The sequence below is a fragment of the Curtobacterium sp. MCBA15_004 genome (assembly GCF_001865055.2).
Classification (GTDB): Bacteria; Actinomycetota; Actinomycetes; order Actinomycetales; family Microbacteriaceae; genus Curtobacterium.
In genome coordinates this window covers 3,251,826-3,269,947 of record NZ_CP126266.1, presented here as the reverse complement: position 1 = coordinate 3,269,947, position 18,122 = coordinate 3,251,826, and the positions used below count along the sequence as shown (strand labels likewise).

The 18,122-nt window shown below is 72.9% G+C and carries 18 protein-coding genes; 10 read left to right on the top strand and 8 right to left on the bottom strand.

Translation table 11 applies throughout. The annotated features are described in order from the left end of the window. Window positions 1–246 precede the first annotated feature (246 nt). Genes QOL16_RS15490 through QOL16_RS15480 form a run of 3 tightly spaced genes read right to left on the bottom strand, consistent with a single transcriptional unit; the run spans window position 247 to window position 3,953 of the window. Window positions 247–2,277 carry a serine/threonine-protein kinase gene (locus QOL16_RS15490; RefSeq protein ID WP_071285005.1) on the bottom strand — a complete coding sequence of 677 codons (2,031 nt, stop codon included), beginning with the start codon at window positions 2,275–2,277 and terminating at the stop codon, window positions 247–249. 48 nt (window positions 2,278–2,325) lie between these two features. After that, on the bottom strand, window positions 2,326–3,270 hold the full coding sequence (gene mshD / locus QOL16_RS15485; protein WP_071285004.1) for a mycothiol synthase: 945 nt from the start codon (window positions 3,268–3,270) through the stop codon (window positions 2,326–2,328). Next, complete coding sequence (locus QOL16_RS15480) at window positions 3,270–3,953, bottom strand: response regulator transcription factor (RefSeq protein ID WP_065963267.1); 684 nt, start codon at window positions 3,951–3,953, stop codon at window positions 3,270–3,272. Before QOL16_RS15480 ends, mshD begins: the two co-directional genes overlap by 1 nt. A gap of 105 nt (window positions 3,954–4,058) precedes the next feature. Here QOL16_RS15480 and QOL16_RS15475 point away from each other — a divergent pair, with 105 nt between their 5' ends. The 3 genes from QOL16_RS15475 (at window position 4,059) to QOL16_RS15465 (ending at window position 6,317) form a co-directional block, all read left to right on the top strand. Next, entirely contained in the window at window positions 4,059–4,340 is a 282-nt protein-coding gene (locus tag QOL16_RS15475) for a hypothetical protein (RefSeq protein WP_083393883.1), read from the top strand. Window positions 4,341–4,650: 310 nt separating this feature from the next. Then, window positions 4,651–5,253 (top strand): FABP family protein, encoded by a 603-nt coding sequence (locus QOL16_RS15470; protein ID WP_065965104.1) that lies wholly within the window; start codon window positions 4,651–4,653, stop codon window positions 5,251–5,253. After that, window positions 5,253–6,317, top strand: coding sequence for a folate-binding protein YgfZ (locus QOL16_RS15465; RefSeq protein ID WP_071285003.1), 1,065 nt, complete (start codon window positions 5,253–5,255; stop codon window positions 6,315–6,317). Before QOL16_RS15470 ends, QOL16_RS15465 begins: the two co-directional genes overlap by 1 nt. Window positions 6,318–6,400: 83 nt before the next feature. Here QOL16_RS15465 and QOL16_RS15460 read toward each other — a convergent pair whose 3' ends face one another. Further along, complete coding sequence (locus tag QOL16_RS15460) at window positions 6,401–7,174, bottom strand: SAM-dependent methyltransferase (RefSeq protein WP_071285002.1); 774 nt, start codon at window positions 7,172–7,174, stop codon at window positions 6,401–6,403. A gap of 43 nt (window positions 7,175–7,217) precedes the next feature. On the opposite strand from QOL16_RS15460, the gene QOL16_RS15455 reads away from it, so the two are divergent. Next, complete coding sequence (locus QOL16_RS15455) at window positions 7,218–7,964, top strand: phosphoglyceromutase (protein ID WP_065965110.1); 747 nt, start codon at window positions 7,218–7,220, stop codon at window positions 7,962–7,964. 160 nt (window positions 7,965–8,124) lie between these two features. On the opposite strand, the gene QOL16_RS15450 is transcribed toward QOL16_RS15455, so the two are convergent. Together QOL16_RS15450 and phoU are read right to left on the bottom strand one after the other, a co-directional pair. Further along, entirely contained in the window at window positions 8,125–8,670 is a 546-nt protein-coding gene (locus tag QOL16_RS15450) for an ATP-binding protein (protein WP_175473116.1), read from the bottom strand. Between the two features lie 136 nt (window positions 8,671–8,806). After that, window positions 8,807–9,478, bottom strand: coding sequence for a phosphate signaling complex protein PhoU (gene phoU, locus QOL16_RS15445; RefSeq protein ID WP_065962458.1), 672 nt, complete (start codon window positions 9,476–9,478; stop codon window positions 8,807–8,809). 158 nt (window positions 9,479–9,636) lie between these two features. On the opposite strand from phoU, the gene QOL16_RS15440 reads away from it, so the two are divergent. Both QOL16_RS15440 and QOL16_RS15435 read left to right on the top strand, forming a co-directional pair. After that, on the top strand, window positions 9,637–10,803 hold the full coding sequence (locus tag QOL16_RS15440) for a cell wall metabolism sensor histidine kinase WalK (RefSeq protein ID WP_071249268.1): 1,167 nt from the start codon (window positions 9,637–9,639) through the stop codon (window positions 10,801–10,803). After that, window positions 10,800–11,480 carry a response regulator transcription factor gene (locus QOL16_RS15435; protein ID WP_065962456.1) on the top strand — a complete coding sequence of 227 codons (681 nt, stop codon included), beginning with the start codon at window positions 10,800–10,802 and terminating at the stop codon, window positions 11,478–11,480. The genes QOL16_RS15440 and QOL16_RS15435 overlap by 4 nt, the downstream gene beginning before the upstream one ends. 147 nt (window positions 11,481–11,627) lie before the next feature. On the opposite strand, the gene QOL16_RS15430 is transcribed toward QOL16_RS15435, so the two are convergent. Then, window positions 11,628–12,287: a hypothetical protein gene (locus QOL16_RS15430; RefSeq protein WP_065962454.1), complete on the bottom strand. Its 660-nt coding sequence runs from the start codon at window positions 12,285–12,287 to the stop codon at window positions 11,628–11,630. A 160-nt stretch (window positions 12,288–12,447) separates the two neighbouring features. Here QOL16_RS15430 and QOL16_RS15425 point away from each other — a divergent pair, with 160 nt between their 5' ends. The 4 genes from QOL16_RS15425 (at window position 12,448) to rlmB (ending at window position 16,718) form a co-directional block, all read left to right on the top strand. Beyond that, on the top strand, window positions 12,448–12,930 hold the full coding sequence (locus QOL16_RS15425; protein ID WP_017888066.1) for a CarD family transcriptional regulator: 483 nt from the start codon (window positions 12,448–12,450) through the stop codon (window positions 12,928–12,930). Window positions 12,931–12,981: 51 nt separating this feature from the next. Continuing rightward, on the top strand, window positions 12,982–14,142 hold the full coding sequence (gene ispD, locus QOL16_RS15420; protein ID WP_083394116.1) for a 2-C-methyl-D-erythritol 4-phosphate cytidylyltransferase: 1,161 nt from the start codon (window positions 12,982–12,984) through the stop codon (window positions 14,140–14,142). A 127-nt stretch (window positions 14,143–14,269) separates the two neighbouring features. Next, a complete protein-coding gene (gene cysS / locus QOL16_RS15415) occupies window positions 14,270–15,679 on the top strand; it encodes a cysteine--tRNA ligase (RefSeq protein ID WP_071285001.1) in 1,410 nt (469 codons plus the stop codon). Between the two features lie 28 nt (window positions 15,680–15,707). Then, the gene (gene rlmB / locus QOL16_RS15410; RefSeq protein ID WP_065962447.1) at window positions 15,708–16,718 is read left to right on the top strand and encodes a 23S rRNA (guanosine(2251)-2'-O)-methyltransferase RlmB; all 1,011 of its coding nucleotides are present in this window, start codon (window positions 15,708–15,710) and stop codon (window positions 16,716–16,718) included. A 64-nt stretch (window positions 16,719–16,782) separates the two neighbouring features. Here the strand turns inward: rlmB and QOL16_RS15405 are convergent, their stop codons facing one another. Continuing rightward, on the bottom strand, window positions 16,783–18,084 hold the full coding sequence (locus QOL16_RS15405) for a DUF4032 domain-containing protein (RefSeq protein WP_065962445.1): 1,302 nt from the start codon (window positions 18,082–18,084) through the stop codon (window positions 16,783–16,785). Window positions 18,085–18,122: the final 38 nt, after the last annotated feature.

Here is an 18,122-nt window from a genome sequence, read left to right as displayed (position 1 = left end):
TGCCGGTGGGCAGGCTCGGCGCGCAACCGCGCGTCCGGTCCGAAGGCGCGCTGCGGCTCCGCCACGCGCCTCCGGTCGGGTGGTCGTCGCGGCCGGGAGGCGCGCTGCGGCCCCGCCACGCGCCTCCGGTCCGGTGGCCGCCGCGGTCGGGAGGTACGCTGCGGCCCCGCCACGCGCCTCCGACCAGTCCGGGGCCCGGCCGAACAGGCGGGCGACCCGGCCCGAGCAGCCCGCCCGCGCCGCCGCCTACGCCTGGTCGCGCGTCGTGATCCCGAACGGCGAGCTCTCGAGGTCGCGGAAGTTCCCCACGGTCGCCCGCACGGTGCACGACGGCGCCACCGACAGTGCGGTGACGACGAGCCCGTCCGACGACACCGCGAGCGCGCCCGAGCACCCGTCGGAGAACCGCACGCCGGACTCCCCACCGGCCACGTCGGTGAGCATCTGCGACGGCGCCCCGCTCGCCGGACTGCGGTACAGCGGGTTGAGGTCGTCCGCGCCGCTCGGCCACACCGGCACGAGCGTCACGGGCAGCGTCGTCTGGCTGACGGTGCGGTCGGGGGTCCGCACCTCGATGCCCTGCAGACGTTGCACCGGGTAGGCCGTGCCGGCGACGGAGCGGTCGGTCACCGCCTCGGTGGTGGCCGCCCCGGCGGTGTCGAGCCACTGCTGCAGCGCCGCCTGGTCGGTGACCCCGCGCAGCGCGACGGTCGCCTCGACGGTGAGCTCCTGGTCGGCGGGCACGACCACGTCGGACACGGTCCACGAGCAACGCGCGTCGACCCCCGTCAGCGAGGGCTGGTTCCGCGCGCCGGAGACCCCCTCGCCGCTCCAGGTCACCGCGGGGCAGTCGGCCCGGTCGTCGACGCCGGGCAGCACCTCGAGCAGGTCGCCCCGCAACGGGACCGACTGCGCGGCGTAGGTGATCGCGACCTGGACGGTGCCGCGCTCGGGGTCGATCGTGGCCTTGCGGGTCGTGGCGAGTCCGGTGGGCAGCGGCCGGTCCTGCTGGTACGCGCTGCCGGCCTGCGCGGTCGCTGCGCCGCCGGGACGGTCGCGCCCGCCGAGGGCACCGGGCAGCCAGACGACGCCACCGACGACGAGGGCCGCGACGAGCACCACGCCGAGGGCACCGAGCCCGACCATCCGGTTCGTCAACCAGTCCGGGCGCTGCCACCGACGACGTTCGGGAGTCTCGGGCTCCCGGACGGCGGGGAGCGGGGGACGCGCGAGCGGCCGGATGACGGTCTCGGAGCCGGCGGTGCCGAGGTCGGGGGCCGGACCGAGGTCCGCGGCGACGGGAGCGACCGCCGCTGCGTCCTGGTCGGGTCGGGCGCCCCGGACGACGGTGGCGGGTCGCTCGACCTCGGCGAAGGAGTCCGGGTCGGTGGCCGGGGCGAGCGCGGGGGCGTCCGACAGGGCTCGTGCGAGGCGACGCAGGGTCGCGGCGGCCTCGGTCGCGGCCGGACGGGCACCGGGGTCCTTCGCGAGCAGCGCGGACAGCGTCGACCACAGCGCGTCGGGGACCTCGAGCCGGGGCGGGTCGCTGGTCACGTGCCGGTACGCGACCGCGAAGTCGGTGCCGGGCCCGGCGAACGGCGTGCGGCCCGCGAGGAGTTCGTAGAGCATGATTCCGGCGCCGTAGACGTCGGCGGCGGGACCGGACCGGCCGTGGCTGATCGACTCGGGCGCCATGTACTGCGGCGTCCCGAGCAGCCCGGTGGTGGTGCGCTCCCGGTCGGCGACCACCGACGCGATGCCGAAGTCCGACACCCGGACGAGTCCGGTCGCTCCGGGAGCCCACCCGTCCGCGAGCAGGACGTTGTCGGGCTTGACGTCACGGTGGGTGACGTCCTGCGCGTGTGCTGCCGCCAGCGCGTCGAGCGTCTCCGCCGCGATGGTCAGGGCGTCGCGCGGGGGCAGGGTGCCGGACGCGGCGAGCAGGTCGCGCGCCGAACCCCCGCCGACCAGGTCCATGACGATCGCGAGCCGGTCGCCCTCGACCACGAGGTCGCGGACGCGCACGATCGAGGGGTGCTGCAGTCCGAGCAGCACGGTGCGCTCCCGGACGAATCGTTCGACGATCGCCGGGTCGGCGGCGAGCTCGGCACGGAGGAGCTTGGCGGCGACGTGCTCGCTGGTCGCGGTGTGCTCGGCGCGCCAGACCTCGCCGGTGGCACCGGTGCCGAGCAGGTCGACCAGGCGGTACGAGGCGCCGAGCGGCTCGCCGCGGCCGTACTGCGCCTGACCGTGCTGCGCCTGGCCGTCTTCAGCCACGGTCCACCCCCGGATGCCTGTGGTCGACCCCTCGCCGACCGCGCCATGTTACCGGCCGGAGGGCGCCCCGTACTGGACGTCGACCGCGTGCTGTGTGAAACCCGACCGCTGGTACAGGGCGAGTGCCGGGACGTTGTCACCCTCGACGTACAGCGCCGCTGCCTCGAGCCCGCGCCCGACCAGTCGTGCGGCACCGGCGCGCATGAGCACGCCGCCGAGTCCGCGTCCCTGCTGGTCCGGGCGGACGGCCACGGCGTAGAACTCGCCGATGCCGTCCTCGACCTTGAGCCAGCACGACCCGACCAGTGCGCCGTCGGCGTCGCGGAGGAGCAGCAGGTCGTCCCCCGAGAACCACGGCTCGGCCTCGCGGGCACGGAGGTCCTCGAGGGTCATCCGGCCCTGCTCGGGGTGGTGCGCGAAGGCGGCGGCGTTCAGCTGCAGCCAGGCGTCCTCGTCCTCGGGCTCCCCGGGGCGGAACGCCGACAGGGAACAACCATCGGGCAGACCGGGGTCGCTCGGCTCGTCGACGATCGGCGCCCGGAGCTGCAGCAGCGTCCGCACTGCGGTCCAGCCGTGTCGCGCCGCCAGGGCCCGCGCGGCGGGGTGGTCACCGTGCGCCCACGCGAGCCGCGGCGCGGAAGCGGTCCCGGTCGCAGCCCCGGACGCGGACGCGGACCCGGACCCGGACCCTGGTGCAGCGGTGTTGCCGACGGCCACGTCGTCAGCGGCCACGTCGTCCGGTGCCGCGCCGTCCGCGGCCCCGCCGCCCAGGGCGAGCGCCTGCGTGACGAGCGCCGTCCCGACGCCGCGGCCACGGGCCTCCCGGGCGACCACGAGTTCGAGCTCACCGTCACGGACCACCGCGACCCCGCGATCGTCGCCGAGCACCGTCGCGCGGCCGGCGCGCACGTCGACCAGGGTCTGGTCGGAGAACGGGGGTGCCTCGCCGGCCGCCGCCGACGCGGCGGCGAGGAGCTCGACGACCGCGAGCACTAGCGGGCCGCCAGCCGGTCGGCCTCGTCGTCGTACACGTTGAAGCGGTAGCCCACGTTGCGCACGGTGCCGATGAGCGACTCGAGGTCACCGAGCTTGGCGCGCAGGCGTCGGACGTGCACGTCGACCGTGCGGGTGCCGCCGAAGTAGTCGTAGCCCCAGACCTCGCTGAGCAGCTGTTCGCGCGTGAAGACCCGGGAGGGGTGGCTCGCGAAGAACCGCAGGAGCTCGAACTCCTTGAACGTCAGGTCGAGCGGCCGTCCGCGCACCTTGGCGGAGTAGCTCGCCTCGTCGATGACGACGCCCGATGCCTGGATCTTCGAGCCGGACGGGTTCTTCGACGCGCGGCCCGTGGTGAGGCGGATGCGCGCGTCGACCTCGGCGGGGCCGGCGGTCTCGAGCACGACGTCGTCGACGTTCCACTCGCTGTTGACCGCGGTCAGCCCGCCCTCGGTGACCACGAGCACGATCGGTGTCGTCGAGCCGCTCGTGGCGAGGATCTTGCACAGCGCCTTGGCGCTCACGAGGTCGGTCCGGGCGTCCACGAACATGAGGTCGCTCTGCGGGGCGTTCACGAGCTGCGCGGCCTCGGCCGGGACGTGACGGATCCGGTGGCTCAGCAGGCCGAGGCTCGGCAGGACGTCGCCGGGCGCGGCCGAGGTGAGTACCAGGAGCTGGGCCACAGGACCTCCAGAGCGTGGGGGAGTCGTGGACACATCCTAGTGATGTGCCGGGCCCCGCCCGCCCGGACCAGCCCGCTCCGGAGCCGGTGCTGCCATGATGGGCGCGTGAGCGAGACGGACCAGCCCCTCGACCAGCGCCGCCTGCGGCTGACGTCGGTGCTGCCGGTGTGGGTGCTCGCGGTCGTCGGCGCCGTGCTCGTGCTGGCGCTCACGCAGAAGGACTCCTTCGCCTGGTTGCTCCTGGTGTTCGTGCTCTGCGTGCTCGTCAGCTTCGTGCTGCAGCTCATCACCGCGACGAAGGACGGGTTGGTCGAGCGGATCAGCATCGCCTCGTCCGGGGCGTTCGTGGTCGTGCTCGTGACGGCGGTCGTCCTGCTGCTGCGCTGAGCACAGCCCCCTCACCACCGCGCGGCACCCGTGGAACCGCGCAGCATCGCCACCCCACCGCCGCGCCACCCCACCGCCGCGCCACCCCACCGCCGCGCCACCCCACCGCCGCGCCACCCCACCGCCGCGCCGCCCCCACCGCCGCGCCGCGCCGCCCCCGCCCTGGCGCCGTCAGGCGTCCCGCGTAGACTCGGCACATGGATTCGCTGCTTGCGCTCGAGCTCTTCTACGTGGGCCTCCTGGGCCTGGCGTCGCTCGCGATCGCGTTCATCTCGGTCGTCGTCGTCGTCAAGCTTTTCAAGGGCCAGCGGTGATCGAACTCCCCGAGGGCCTCGCCCCCGAGCTCGTCCCGCTGTCCTGGCTCGTTGGCGTCTGGGAGGGCACCGGCGTGGTCGAGTACCCCGTCGGTGACGAGGACGAACCGCGCAAGTACGAGTTCGGGCAGCGCATCAGCTTCAGCCACGACGGCCTGCCCTACCTGAACTACTCCTCGACCAGCTGGCTCCTCGACGACGAGCACACGCCGCTGGCCGCCGAGATGGGCTACTGGCGCATCGACCGACCCAGTGAACCGGGCGACCGCGGCCCGGCGATGCTGCTCGGCGACGGCCCGACCCCGTTCACCACGGTCGAGAGCGTCGAGGCGCTGCGGAACACGACCGACGGATTCGACGTCGAGGCCGCGATCATCCACCCCACCGGCGTCAACGAGCTCTACGTGGGCCGCGTCAAGAAGGGTCGCATCGACCTCGCGACCGACGCCGTGATGCGCTCGCCGAACGCCAAGGACTACTCCGCCGCGACGCGCCTGTACGGCCTCGTCGAGGGCAAGCTCTTCTGGGCCTGGGACATCGCCGCGCTCGGGCAGCAGCTCACCTCGCACGCCTCGGGGCAGCTCGCGAAGGTCGACTGATGGGCGTCTTCGCCGACCGCCCCGGCTTCGTCGGCACGGACGCCGGCCCGGCAGCGCACTTCGGCAACCCCGTGGGCGAGCAGCGCGCACTGGCCGCCGGTCGTGCGGTCGTCGAACTCGGCCTCGGCGTCGTCACGGTCACCGGCCCGGACCGCCTGTCCTGGCTCAACTCGATCACCTCGCAGCTCCTGACCGGGCTCACACCCGGCACGTCGACCGAGACGCTCGTGCTCGACGCCTCCGGCCGCGTCGAGCACGCCGCGCGGGTCGTCGACGACGGTGCGACCACCTGGCTCCTCACCGAGGCGGACGACGCCGCACCGCTCGCCGCGTGGCTGACGTCGATGCGCTTCATGCTCCGCGTCGAGGTCGCGGACCGCTCGGGCGACTTCGTCACCCTCGGCGGCTTCGGCACGGCGGTCCCCGCCGACGCGGTCGTCGAGTGGGCCGACCCGTGGTCGTCCGTCACGCCCGGCGGGTGGGGCTACGCCGCCCTGGAGGCCCACCCCGCCTCCGACTGGACCCTCCGTGTCGCCGTGGTCACCCCGGACGCCGCTGCCGAGGTGGCCGCGTCCGACGTGCCCGTCGCGGGGCTCCTCGCGCTCGAGGCCCTGCGGATCGCGGCCTGGCGTCCCGCCCTGTCCGACGTCGACGAGCGGACGATCCCGCACGAGCTCGACTGGCTCCGCTCGGCCGTGCACCTGTCGAAGGGCTGCTACCGGGGCCAGGAGACCGTCGCGAAGGTGCACAACCTCGGTCGTCCGCCGCGGCGCCTCGTGATGCTGCACCTCGACGGGTCGGACGGGGTGCTGCCGGTCCCCGGGACGCCCGTGCTCGACGGTGACAAGGAGGTCGGTCGCCTCAGCGCCGCCGCCCTGCACCACGAGCTCGGACCGGTCGGACTCGCGGTCGTCAAGCGCTCGCTCGACCCGACCGCGACGCTGCGGCTCGTCGTGGACGACGTGGTCGTGACCGCGGCGCAGGAGACCATCGTGCCGACCGACGCGGGCGCCACCGCCGACGTGCCACGGCTGCCCCGGCTCGGAGCCGTCCGCCGCTCGTGAACCCGGCCGGCCGGTGGACCGGGCCCGCCGGTGAACCGGGCCCGCCGGTGAACCGGGTCCGCCGGTGAACCGGGTCCGCCGGGTCAGGCCGGAGCGACCGCCGACCACGGGACGCTGAGCTCCCCGAGCCGCCAGCGGGACACCCCGTGCAGCACCGGCCAGCCGCGGTCGCGCATCCCGTGCACGGTCGCGATCCACCGCTGCCGCGGGCCGTACGTGCCGAGCGGTGCCGCCACCGCCCAGGCCAGGTCGAGGTCCCGGAGGAACGCGTGCACCCGCTCCCCGGGCACGTTCCGGTGGATGAGTGCCTTGGGCAGCCGTTCGGCCACGACCGAGGGGACGTCGAGTCCGGCGAGCCGGAGCGACACCGTGAAGGTGTGCGGCGCGTGCTCGTCGAGCGTCACCCAGGACGCCACCCGGCCGACCTCGTTGCAGGTGCCCTCGACGAGCGCCCCGCCCGGCTGCAGGCGGTCCTGCATGATCCGCCATGAGTCGACCACGGCGGACTCGTCGTACTGCCGCAGCACGTTGAACGCCCGGATCACGGCGGGACGGCGGTTCCCCGGGGTGGGTGTCTCGAAGCCCCCGAGCCGGAAGGTGACACCGTCGCGGGTGCCGGCGTTCGCCAGGGCCACCCGGGCCGGTTCGATCTCGATCCCGGTCACCTCGACGTCGGGACGGACGCGGGCCAGCCGGTCCCGCAGCTCGAGCGTCGTGGTCGGCCGGGCGCCGTACCCGACGTCGGCCACGAGCGGGTCGTCGGTGCGGCGGAGGGCCGGCAGCGACGCGATCCACCGGTCGACCCGGCGGAGTCGGTTGACCCCCGTGGTCCCGCGCGTGACGTTCCCGATGGGCATGGGACCAGGCTACGGGGCCGACCTCGCTCGGTAGACTCGGCGCATGACCTCCACGCTCGTCCTGCTCCGTCACGGCAACAGTGACTGGAACCAGAAGAACCTGTTCACCGGTTGGGTCGACGTCCGGCTCAGCGAGCTGGGCGAGAAGGAGGCGAAGCGCGCCGGCGAGCTCATCGCCGGGTCGGGCATCGTGCCGGACGTCCTGTACACGTCGCTCCTCACCCGTGCGATCCAGACCGCCGACATCGCCCTGCTCGAGGCCGACCTCGCATGGCTGCCGGTCAAGCGCGACTGGCGCCTCAACGAGCGCCACTACGGCGACCTCCAGGGCAAGGACAAGGCGCAGACGCTCGAGCAGTACGGCGAGCAGCAGTTCATGGAGTGGCGTCGCTCGTTCGACGTCCCGCCGCCCCCCATCGCCGACGACGCCGAGTTCTCGCAGGCCGGCGACCGCCGCTACGCCGACCTCGGCGACCAGCTGCCCCGGACCGAGTCGCTCAAGCTCGTGATCGACCGGCTGCTGCCCTACTGGGAGTCCGACATCACGAAGGACCTCGGCGCGGGCAAGACGGTCCTCGTCACGGCGCACGGCAACTCGCTGCGCGCGCTCGTGAAGCACCTCGACGGCATCTCCGACGACGACATCGCGGCCCTGAACATCCCGACGGGCATCCCGCTCGTGTACGAGCTCGACGACGACTTCCGTCCGACGAAGCCCTCGTATTACCTCGACCCCGAGGCCGCTGCCGCCGGTGCCGCCGCGGTCGCCGCGCAGGGCGCCAAGAAGTAGCAGTTCCCTCCACGCCGAAGCGACAGTCCGCCGCGGAACATCCGCGTCGGACTGTCGCTTCCGCGTTGCAGGCAGGCTGCAAGGCGTCGAGTCCGCGCGTTGCAGCGGACCAGCCGGAGCGGCCAGCCGGAGCAGACCGGAGCGGAAGGGCCGGAGCGCCTCAGACGAAGTGCGAGGCGATCTCCTGCACGAGGGCGCCGACGTCGTACGGCCGCGCCGTGTCCACCCGGACGACGGGCACGCCGGGCAGCGCGACCGGGCCCGCGTCGCCGTGCTCGTCCCAGAAGGCCAGCAGGTCGGCGAGGTCGCCGTGCACCTCGTGGCGCACCGGCACGGTGCCCGGGTCGTAGCGGTCCCGCAGCCGTTCCTCGGCGGTCGCGCGGTCGACGTCGCACCACACCTCGACGGCGCGGGGCGACCCGGCGGACGTGAGCCCCGCCTCCAGGCGGTCCCGGTCACGTGACGGGAGCCAGACGGCGTCGAGGACGACCCCGTTCTCGACGGCCCGCGCCATCGACCACATCGTGTCCATCGCGATGCCGCCGAGCGGACGCGAAGCGATCATCGGACCGACGAGGTCGGCGAGGGGTTCCTTGATGCGGTCCTTCGACAGGAAGGGGCACCCGAGCACCTCGGCGAGGGCGGCCCCCACCGTGGTCTTGCCGGAGCCGGGCATCCCGTTGACGACGATCGCGACCTGAGCCATGCCCCGATCCTCCCGTCCCCGCCGCCCCATCGCAAAACGCGACGGGACCCGCCCGGTCGCGGAACGCGACGGACCCCCGCCCGGTCGCGGAACGCGACGGGACCCCGCCCCGTCGCGGAACGCGACGGGCCCCCGGTCAGGCCGGGGACACCGTCACCGACGCCGCACCCGTCCAGTCGCCCGTCGCCAGGTACTCGACCTTCTTGGCGATCGACACCGCGTGGTCGGCGAACCGCTCGTGGTACCGCGAGGCCAGGGTCGCGTCGACCGTGTCGATCGGGTTGCCCTTCCAGGTCTCGCCGAGCACGAAGTCGAAGACGCTCGCGTGCAGCTCGTCGACCTGGTCGTCCTCGTCGCGGATCTCCGCGGACAGGGCGATGTCCTCGGTCGCGAGCAGCCGGGTGAGCTTCTGCGCCATCGCGACGTCGTGCGCGCCCATCTGCTTGAACGTGCCGCGGAGGCCCTTCGGCACGACCTTCTCGGGGAAGCGCTGGCGGGCGAGCTGGGCGATGTGCTCGGCCATGTCGCCCATGCGCTCGAGCGAGGAACTGACGCGCAGTGCGGTGACGACGACACGGAGGTCGCGGGCCACCGGTGCCTGGCGGGCCAGGATGTCGATCGCGATCTCGTCGAGGCTGTTCGCCGCCGCGTCGATCTTCGCGTCGTCGGCGATGACCTCCTCGGCCAGCGCGACGTCGGACTCGCTGAACGCCTGGGTCGCTCGGGTGATGGCGGACTCGACGAGCCCGGCGATCTCGGTCAGACGCTCTTGGACGTCCTGGAGTTCCTGCTGGAAGACTTCGCGCATGGGGGATGTGCCTCTCTGATGCGTACCGGTCGAGTGTCGTCAGGTCAGGTGAACGAACGGTGACGTGCGGCTGAACGCTTCGCTTCCCGGCCCCGGAACCACACGTGTGCGGGGTGGACGGCGTCGGAACGGGGCGTGACGATCCCTACACTGACGGCATGGACAACGCGTGGCTCGTGCCACTGTCGATGCTCCTCGGCGGGGTCTTCGGCGCGGGTGTGGTGGTGCTGGTCATCACCGCCGAGCGCACGGCCCGGGCAGCCGACGTGGCGGAACGCACCCTGCCCGACGGCGTCGCCGCGGTCATCGCCACGATGCACAACCCGGCCGTGGTCGTCGACCCCTCGAACACGGTCGTGGCCGCGTCGCCGCAGGCACTGACGGTCGGACTCGTCGTGCGCCGCAAGCTCGTGCACCGCGAGCTCGCCGACCTGGTCGACCGGGTGCGCCGGAGCGGGGAGATGGCGTCGGAGGACCTCGAGCTCTCCCGCGGACGGGGCAGCGACCAGATCGGCTACCTCAGCTTCCGCGCGGCCCAGCTCGGCAACCGGTACGTGCTCGTCACCGCGGACGACCTGACCGAGAGCCGGCGCATCGACGAGGTCCGACGGGACTTCGTGGCGAACATCTCGCACGAGCTGAAGACCCCGATCGGTGCCATCGGTCTGCTCGCCGAGACCCTCGTGGTCGCGGCCGACGACCCCGAGCACGTGAAGAAGTTCGCCTCGCAGCTCATCACCGAGTCGGAGCGCCTGGGTGCCCTGACGAAGGACATCATCGAGCTCTCCCGCCTGCAGTCCGTCGACACGCTCGAGAACAGCGAGGAGACCGGCATCGACAAGATCGTGCAGGCCGCCGTCGACGCGAACGAGGTCGTCGCCCGCGCCCGCGACATCGAGATCGTCCGGGCGAAGCGCTCGAAGCTCCGCGTGATGGGCGACCCCGTGCTCCTGCAGGTGGCCGTGTCGAACCTCATCGCCAACGCGGTGAAGTACTCGCCGGACCACACCCGCGTCGGCGTCGGCGTCCGCTCGGCGAAGGGGTTCGTCGAGATCGCCGTCACCGACCAGGGCGTCGGCATCCCCGAGGCCGACCTCGACCGCGTGTTCGAGCGGTTCTACCGCGTCGACCCGGCGCGGTCGCGCGCGACCGGGGGCACCGGCCTCGGTCTCGCCATCGTCAAGCACGTCGTCGGCAACCACGGCGGCGACGTGCGCGTGTGGTCGCAGCCCGGCAAGGGCTCGACCTTCACGATCCGCCTGCCCGAGGCGGATCCCGAACTCACCACCGCACTCGAAGAGCAACTGGAAGAGCAGCCATCGTGACCAAGATCCTCATCGTCGACGACGAGCCGGCCCTGAGCGAGCCCCTGGAGTTCCTGCTGCAGCGGGAGGGGTACGAGACGGCCGTCGCGGCCGACGGCATCACCGCGCTGTCGAAGTTCGACGCCGAGAGCCCGGACCTCGTGCTGCTCGACCTCATGCTGCCGGGCCTGAGCGGCACCGAGGTGTGCCGGCAGATCCGGACGCGCTCGAACGTGCCGATCATCATGCTGACCGCGAAGGACTCCGAGGTGGACATCGTCGTCGGGCTCGAACTCGGCGCCGACGACTACGTCACGAAGCCGTACTCGACGCGCGAGCTGCTGGCGCGCCTCCGTGCGGTGCTGCGCCGTCGCACCGAGGACGACCCGGGCGACAGCGGGATCCTGCAGGTCGGTGGCATCCGGATGGACGTCGAGCGGCACACGGTGTCGGTGGACGGCTCCGAGACGCCGATGCCGCTCAAGGAGTTCGAGCTCCTCGAACTGCTCCTCCGCAACGCCGGTCGGGTGCTCACCCGCGGGCAGCTCATCGACCGGGTCTGGGGTTCCGACTACTTCGGCGACACCAAGACGCTCGACGTGCACATCAAGCGGATCCGCTCGAAGATCGAGCGTGTGCCGAGCACGCCCGAGATCCTGGTGACCGTGCGCGGTCTCGGCTACCGCATCGAGGGCTGAGCCCGTCGGGTGACCCGGTCGGCGCACGTCGGTCGGGTGGTCGGGTGGCCACGCACTGGAGGCCCGGTGCCGGTCCGTGGGACCGGCACCGGGCCTCCGGTGCGTGCGTGGGCGCGGGGCGCGACGTGGCGCGCGCCGCCCGCGGTGTCAGTTGCTGCCGCTGTCGCCCTCGGACGAGTCGGTCTGCGAGCCGGACTGCGTGCCCGGGGCGGTCGCGGCGCCGGTGGGCTCGGTGCCCGTCCCGGCCGCGCCCTCGATGCCGGAAGCCGGGGTGCGGGTGCTCGTCGGGGTGGGCGACGGGGCCAGGGTGCGGTACTCCTCGAGCGAGCTGGTGAGGACCGGGACGCTCGCGGAGACGCCCTCGGCGCCGGAGTACGAGAAGTACGTCTTCACGAGCGAGCCCGGACGCGCGTCGGCGCCGTCGAAGACGACCTCCTGCGAGCCCGCGGCCTTCGAGCCCTGGGCCGTGCTGCCCTGCTGCGTGCTCGAGCCCTCGGTCGGGTCGGCCGTCGGGGTGTTCGAGCCGAGGTCGCGACGGCTGCCCGCGGGGATGACGACCGTCTGGGTGTCGCCGCCGAGCTCGATCGAGAGCGTGATGTCCTTCGACTCGTCCGTGTTGACCACCGTGCCGACGAAGCGGGCGTCCTCGCCGCGGTCGGAGATGAAGAGGGCGTTGCGGATGTCGAGCTTGCCGGTCGAGACGTTCACGCCGTCGGTGATCTGCTTGATCTCCTTGGTGTGCGCGGGCGACATGAACTCGCAGCCGGTGGCGCCGAGCGCGATGGTTGCCGCAACGGCGACGGACACGAGTACCCGAGCTCGCAAGAGATTCCTCCGGAAGATCACGATGGTGGACCGGACGGTCCGACGCCCATCCTAGCGATCAGCCGGGAGCGGGTCCGCCCAGGCCCCTCTGCCCGAGGAGCCCTTGTGGTAAACTGGGGGTTCTGGGAACGGAGCCTGATACATGCAATTCGAGGTCGGCGAGACCGTCGTCTACCCCCACCACGGGGCGGCAACCATCTCTGAAGTGAAGACTCGCGTCATCAAGGGCGAGGAGAAGGTCTACCTGAAGCTCCGCGTCACGCAGGGCGACCTGACGATCGAGGTCCCGGCGGACAACGTCGACCTGGTCGGCGTCCGCGACGTGATCGGCAAGGAAGGCCTCGACAAGGTCTTCGAGGTCCTGCGGGCACCGTTCACCGAGGAACCGACCAACTGGTCGCGTCGCTACAAGGCGAACCTCGAGAAGCTCGCTTCCGGTGACGTCATCAAGGTGTCCGAGGTCGTCCGCGACCTGTGGCGCCGTGACCAGGACCGCGGGCTCTCCGCCGGTGAGAAGCGCATGCTGGCCAAGGCCCGGCAGATCCTCATCTCCGAGCTCGCCCTGGCCGAGAAGACCGACGAGGACAAGGCATCGACCGTCCTCGACGAGGTCCTCGCCTCGTAGCGCGGACCGCAGCTGGACGACACCACGACGACCGCCCTGCTCCCCGATCGGGTGAGCAGGGCGGTCGTCGTCGTCGCGGCGGGTTCCGGCACGCGGCTCGGCATCGGTGACGCCAAGGCCTTCGTGCCCGTCGCCGGCGAGCTCATGCTGACCCGGGCGGTCCGCACGGTGTTCACGCTGGCGGAACCGACCGCCGTGGTCGTCGTCGCGCCGGCCGCCCGGCTCGACGAGTGCCGCGCGCTCGTCGCGGCGGTCGCCGGTCCCGCGGTGCACCTGACCGCGGTCGTCCCCGGGGGAGCCGACCGGCACGCGTCGGTGCAGGCGGGCCTCGACGCGCTGCCCGACGGCGTCGAGCTCGTCGGCGTGCACGACGCCGCGCGGTGCCTGACCCCGGCCGCGCAGTTCGACGCCGTGTTCGACGCCGCCCGTGCCACGGGGGACGGTGTCGTGCCGGCCCTGCCCGTGACCGACACCGTGAAGCGCGTCGAGGGCGACCTGGTCGTCGAGACCGTGGACCGGTCGGCGCTCGTGGGGGTGCAGACGCCCCAGGTGTTCCCGCTCGGGGCGCTGCGGTCGGCGTACGCGGTGGCGCAGCGGGCGGAGACGGACGACGCCGGGGTGTTCCGCGCCGCGGGCGGCACGGTGCGCACGGTCCCCGGCGACGCCGACGCGTTCAAGATCACCACCCGCTGGGACCTCGCCCGCGCCGAGGCGGTCGTCGCCTCCCGTGCCGGGAACGTGCCCGCGGTGCGGGTCGGCCTCGGCGTCGACGTGCACGCCTTCGACGCCGCGAGCCCGTGCCGCGTCGGGCTCCTCGACTTCCCCGGTGAGCCGGGCCTGTCCGGGCACAGCGACGGCGACGCGGTCGCGCACGCGGTCTGCGACGCCCTGCTCTCCGCCGGCGGCCTCGGTGACATCGGCGGACGGTTCGGCACGGCCGACCCGCGGTACGCCGGCGCGACCGGGGACGTCTTCGTCCGGGGTGCGGTGGAACTGCTCGCCGGGGCCGGACTCGTGCCGACGGGCGTCACCGTGCAGGTCGTCGGCAACCGGCCGCGGATCGGTGCCCGTCGCGCCGAGATGCAGGACGCCCTCGCGGCGGTCGTCGGCGCACCGGTCGCGGTGTCCGGCACGACGACGGACGGCCTCGGCTTCACCGGACGGGGCGAGGGGCTCGCCGCGATCGCGACGGCCGTGGTCCGCCCCGCCTGAGCACCGCCCCGCCTGAGGCACCGCCCCGCCTGGGCGCCGCCCCGCCTGAGCACCGCCCGGGTGGTCCGTCTTCTCGCGCCCGGCCTGCCCCCGTCACGGGTCCCGGGCGACGTCCTAGGCTTGCCGTGTGACCGTACGCCTCCACGACTCCCGTGCCGCTGCCGTCGTCGACCTCGTCCCGCTGGTCGACGGACAGGTGAGCATGTACGTGTGCGGGCCCACGGTGCAGTCGTCGCCGCACATCGGCCACCTGCGGTCCGCCCTGGTGTACGACATCTGGCGTCGCTGGCTGACCTACCGCGGGTACCGCGTGACGCTGGTCCGGAACGTCACCGACATCGACGACAAGGTCCTCGACCTGTCCGCGGGCACCGACGAGCCGTGGTTCGCGCGGGCGTACCGCGTCGAGCGGGAGTTCACCGCCGCGTACGACGCCCTGGGCATCCTGCCGCCGACGTACGAGCCGCGGGCGACCGCGAGCGTGCCGCAGATGCACGACATCATCACGCGGTTGCTCGAGCGCGGGCACGCCTACGTGGCCGCCGACGACTCCGGCGACGTCTACTTCGACACCGGCAGCTGGCCGTCCTACGGCGACCTGACCCGGCAGCGCCGCGAGGACATGGTGGACGCGGCCGACGCCGACCCGCGCGGCAAGCGGGACCCGCGGGACTTCGCGCTCTGGAAGGGCGCCAAGCCCGGTGAGCCCGCGACCGCCACCTGGGACTCGCCCTGGGGCCCCGGCCGCCCGGGCTGGCACATCGAGTGCTCGGCGATGAGCCGCCGGTACCTCGGGCCGGCGTTCGACGTGCACGGCGGCGGGCTCGACCTCCGGTTCCCGCACCACGAGAACGAGCTCGCGCAGTCGACCGCCGCGGGGGACGCGTTCGCCTCGTACTGGCTGCACAACGGCCTCGTCACGGTCGAGGGCCAGAAGATGTCGAAGTCCCTCGGCAACTCGATCTTCGCCGCCGACTTCCTCGCCGCCGCACGGCCGCAGGTCGTCCGGTACTTCCTCGGCGCCGCGCACTACCGCTCGTCGATCGACCACCACGACGGCTCCCTGGCCGAGGCCGAGGCCGCGTACGACCGCATCGAGGGGTTCCTCGCACGTGCGGCGGAGCGGCTCGAGGGCGTCACGCTGCGGGACGCCCCGGCCGTGCCCGAGGCCTTCGCGGCGGCCATGGACGACGACCTCTCGGTGCCCCAGGCGCTCGCCGTGCTGCACGAGACCGTCCGTGCCGGGAACGCCGCCCTGGACGCGGACGGTGCGGAAGCGCTCGGGACCGCGTACCATCAGGTGGTTGCGATGGTCGAGGTCCTCGGCATCGACCCGCGAGCGGCACACTGGTCGACCGGTGGTCAGGACACCTCGGCCGCCCCGCTCGCCGCACTCGTCGAACGCCTCGTCCAGGAACGCGCCGACGCCCGTGCCGCACGGGACTTCACCACCGCGGACCGCGTGCGCGACGACCTCGCAGCCGCGGGGATCACCATCGAGGACACCGCAGCAGGAACACGCTGGAGCATCGCCTGACAACGGCCGTGCCGGACAGGAGAGAGCAATGAAGAACGTCTCGGGGAGCAGGAAGGGTCGGCCCGGCGCCGTCCGCTCCGGCCGCAAGGGCAACAAGCAGGTCGGCTCCGGCGGCCAGGGCGCGCAGGCGCTCGAGGGTCGCAAGCCCACGCCGAAGGCCGAGGACCGGCCGTACCACCCCGCCGGCAAGCGCAAGGCGGCGAAGGAGCGCTTCGACGCCGCCCGCGGGCGGCACGGTGCGTCGAGCACGCCGCAGCAGCGCACCGGCCGTCCGCCGCAGCGCAAGAGCGACGACTCCGAGCTGGTCACCGGCCGCAACTCGGTGCTCGAGGCCCTGCGCACGAAGACCCCGTCGACGACGCTGTACATCGCGTCGCGCATCGAGGTCGACGACCGCGTGAAGGAGATCCTGGCGCTCGCGAACCACCGCGGTGTGCCGATCATGGAGATCATGCGGCCGGAGCTCGACCGCATCACCGGGCACGACAGCGTCCACCAGGGCGTCGCGCTCAAGGTGCCCGCCTACGAGTACGCCGTCGCCGAGGACGTCGCCGAGCGCGCGTTCGCCCGTGACGAGGTACCGCTCATGGTGGCCCTCGACGGCATCACCGACCCGCGGAACCTCGGTGCGATCATCCGGTCCACCGCGGCGTTCGGCGGCCACGGCGTGATCGTGCCGCAGCGTCGTTCGGTCGGCGTCACCGCGTCGGCGTGGAAGACCTCGGCCGGCGCCGCGGCCCGGCTCCCCGTCGCGATGGCCCCGAACCTGACCCAGACGCTCAAGTCGCTCAAGTCGATGGGGCTGTTCGTCCTCGGGCTCGACGGCGACGGCGACGTGCAGCTCGACGCGCTCGAGCTGGCCGACCGTCCGATCGTGGTCGTCGTCGGCTCGGAGGGCAAGGGCCTGTCGCGCCTCGTCACCGAGACCTGCGACGCGATCGTCTCGATCCCGATCTCGAGCGCGACCGAGTCGCTCAACGCGGGCATCGCGGCGAGCGTCACCCTGTGGGAGGTCGCCCGGCGCCGTCGCGCCGAGTAGCGCCTGCCCGACCACCGGAGGCCCGGTGCCGGTCCGCGAGACCGGCACCGGGCCTCCTGTCCGTTCAGACGGACGCGCGCCAGTCCGCGACGTCCTCGTCGTCCGACCCGTCGTCGACCACCGGGATCGGCAGCGTCATCGACGAGGTCGGCGGGTCGATGAGCAGCCGCTCGTCCCGACGGTGTCGCAGGACGTCGTTGATGTACGCCGTGGTCGCCTCCGGCAGGGAGACCGAGCGTTCCTCCTCCTGCGACATGTACCAGCGGTGCTCGAGCAGCTCGTGGAACACCTCGGCGGGTTCGAGTCGCCCGCGGAGGTCCCGGGGGATCGACCGGACGACGGGCTCGAACACCCGCGACACCCACTCGTGCGCCACCATCTCCTCGTCGAGCTGGTCCCGGCCGTTGCGGGCGCGGTAGGCGTCGAGGTCGTTGAGCAGCCGGCGGGCCTGGTTCTCGCCCGCGTCCAGCCCCGTCAGCCGCAGCAGGCGACGCTGGTGGTGCCCGGCGTCGACCACCTTCGGCTGGATCCGCACCTGCGAGCCGCCCTCGGTGGTGTGGATCGACAGCTCCTCGATGTCGAAGCCGAGCGCGTTGAGCCGCTCGACCCGGTCGTTGATGCGCCAGCGTTCCTTGATGTCGAACTGCTCGGTCCCGGTGAGTTCCTTCCAGAGCGTCCGGTACTGCGCGACGATCCGGTTCGACACGTCGACGGCGTCGGCGTTCTCGTCGAGGCGGCCCCCTGCTTCGAGGTCGAGCAGCTCGCCCGCGATGTTCACGCGCGCGACCTCGAGGTCGTTCTCGCGCTGCCCGTTCGACAGGCCGCCGGGGTAGAGCTTGCCGGTCTCGGCGTCGACCAGGTACGCGGCGAACGACCCGGCGTCGCGGCGGAACAGCGTGTTCGACAGCGAGACGTCGCCCCAGTAGAAGCCGATCACGTGCAGGCGGACGAGCAGCAGCGCGAGGGCGTCGACGAGTCGGGTGGCCGTCTCGGGGCGCAGCGTCTGCGAGTACAGCGCGCGGTAGGGCAGCGAGAAGCGGAGGTGGCGCGTGACGAGCACGGGGTGCAGCGGCTCGCCGTCCTCGTCGACGCGGTTCGTGATCACCGCGACGGGGTCGACGCACGGGACGTCCATGCGCTGCAGGGTGCGGAGCATCTCGTACTCGGAGCGCGCGACCTCCTCGCCGGTCTCCTTCACCGCGGCGACGTAGCCGCTCAGGTGGACGAAGCGCACCAGGTGCCGCGAGATGCCCTTCGGCAGCGCGACGATGACGTCGTCCGGCCAGTCCTCGAGCGGCCGGTCCCAGGGCAGGTCGAGCAGGCCCGGGTCGACGGTCGCGGCGGTGATGGACAGGGAGTCGGGCACGGTTGGCTCCTGCAGGTGGTGCGGGTGGTGTGACAGAC

Bases quoted from the DNA above. Each gene is read 5' to 3' on its own strand.
- QOL16_RS15465 (WP_071285003.1), top strand. From the start codon at position 5,253: ATGGGCGTCTTCGCCGACCGCCCCGGCTTCGTCGGCACGGACGCCGGC.
- QOL16_RS15460 (WP_071285002.1), bottom strand. From the start codon at position 7,174: ATGCCCATCGGGAACGTCACGCGCGGGACCACGGGGGTCAACCGACTC.
- QOL16_RS15455 (WP_065965110.1), top strand. From the start codon at position 7,218: ATGACCTCCACGCTCGTCCTGCTCCGTCACGGCAACAGTGACTGGAAC.
- QOL16_RS15450 (WP_175473116.1), bottom strand. From the start codon at position 8,670: ATGGCTCAGGTCGCGATCGTCGTCAACGGGATGCCCGGCTCCGGCAAG.
- phoU (WP_065962458.1), bottom strand. From the start codon at position 9,478: ATGCGCGAAGTCTTCCAGCAGGAACTCCAGGACGTCCAAGAGCGTCTG.
- QOL16_RS15440 (WP_071249268.1), top strand. From the start codon at position 9,637: ATGGACAACGCGTGGCTCGTGCCACTGTCGATGCTCCTCGGCGGGGTC.
- QOL16_RS15425 (WP_017888066.1), top strand. From the start codon at position 12,448: ATGCAATTCGAGGTCGGCGAGACCGTCGTCTACCCCCACCACGGGGCG.
- rlmB (WP_065962447.1), top strand. From the start codon at position 15,708: ATGAAGAACGTCTCGGGGAGCAGGAAGGGTCGGCCCGGCGCCGTCCGC.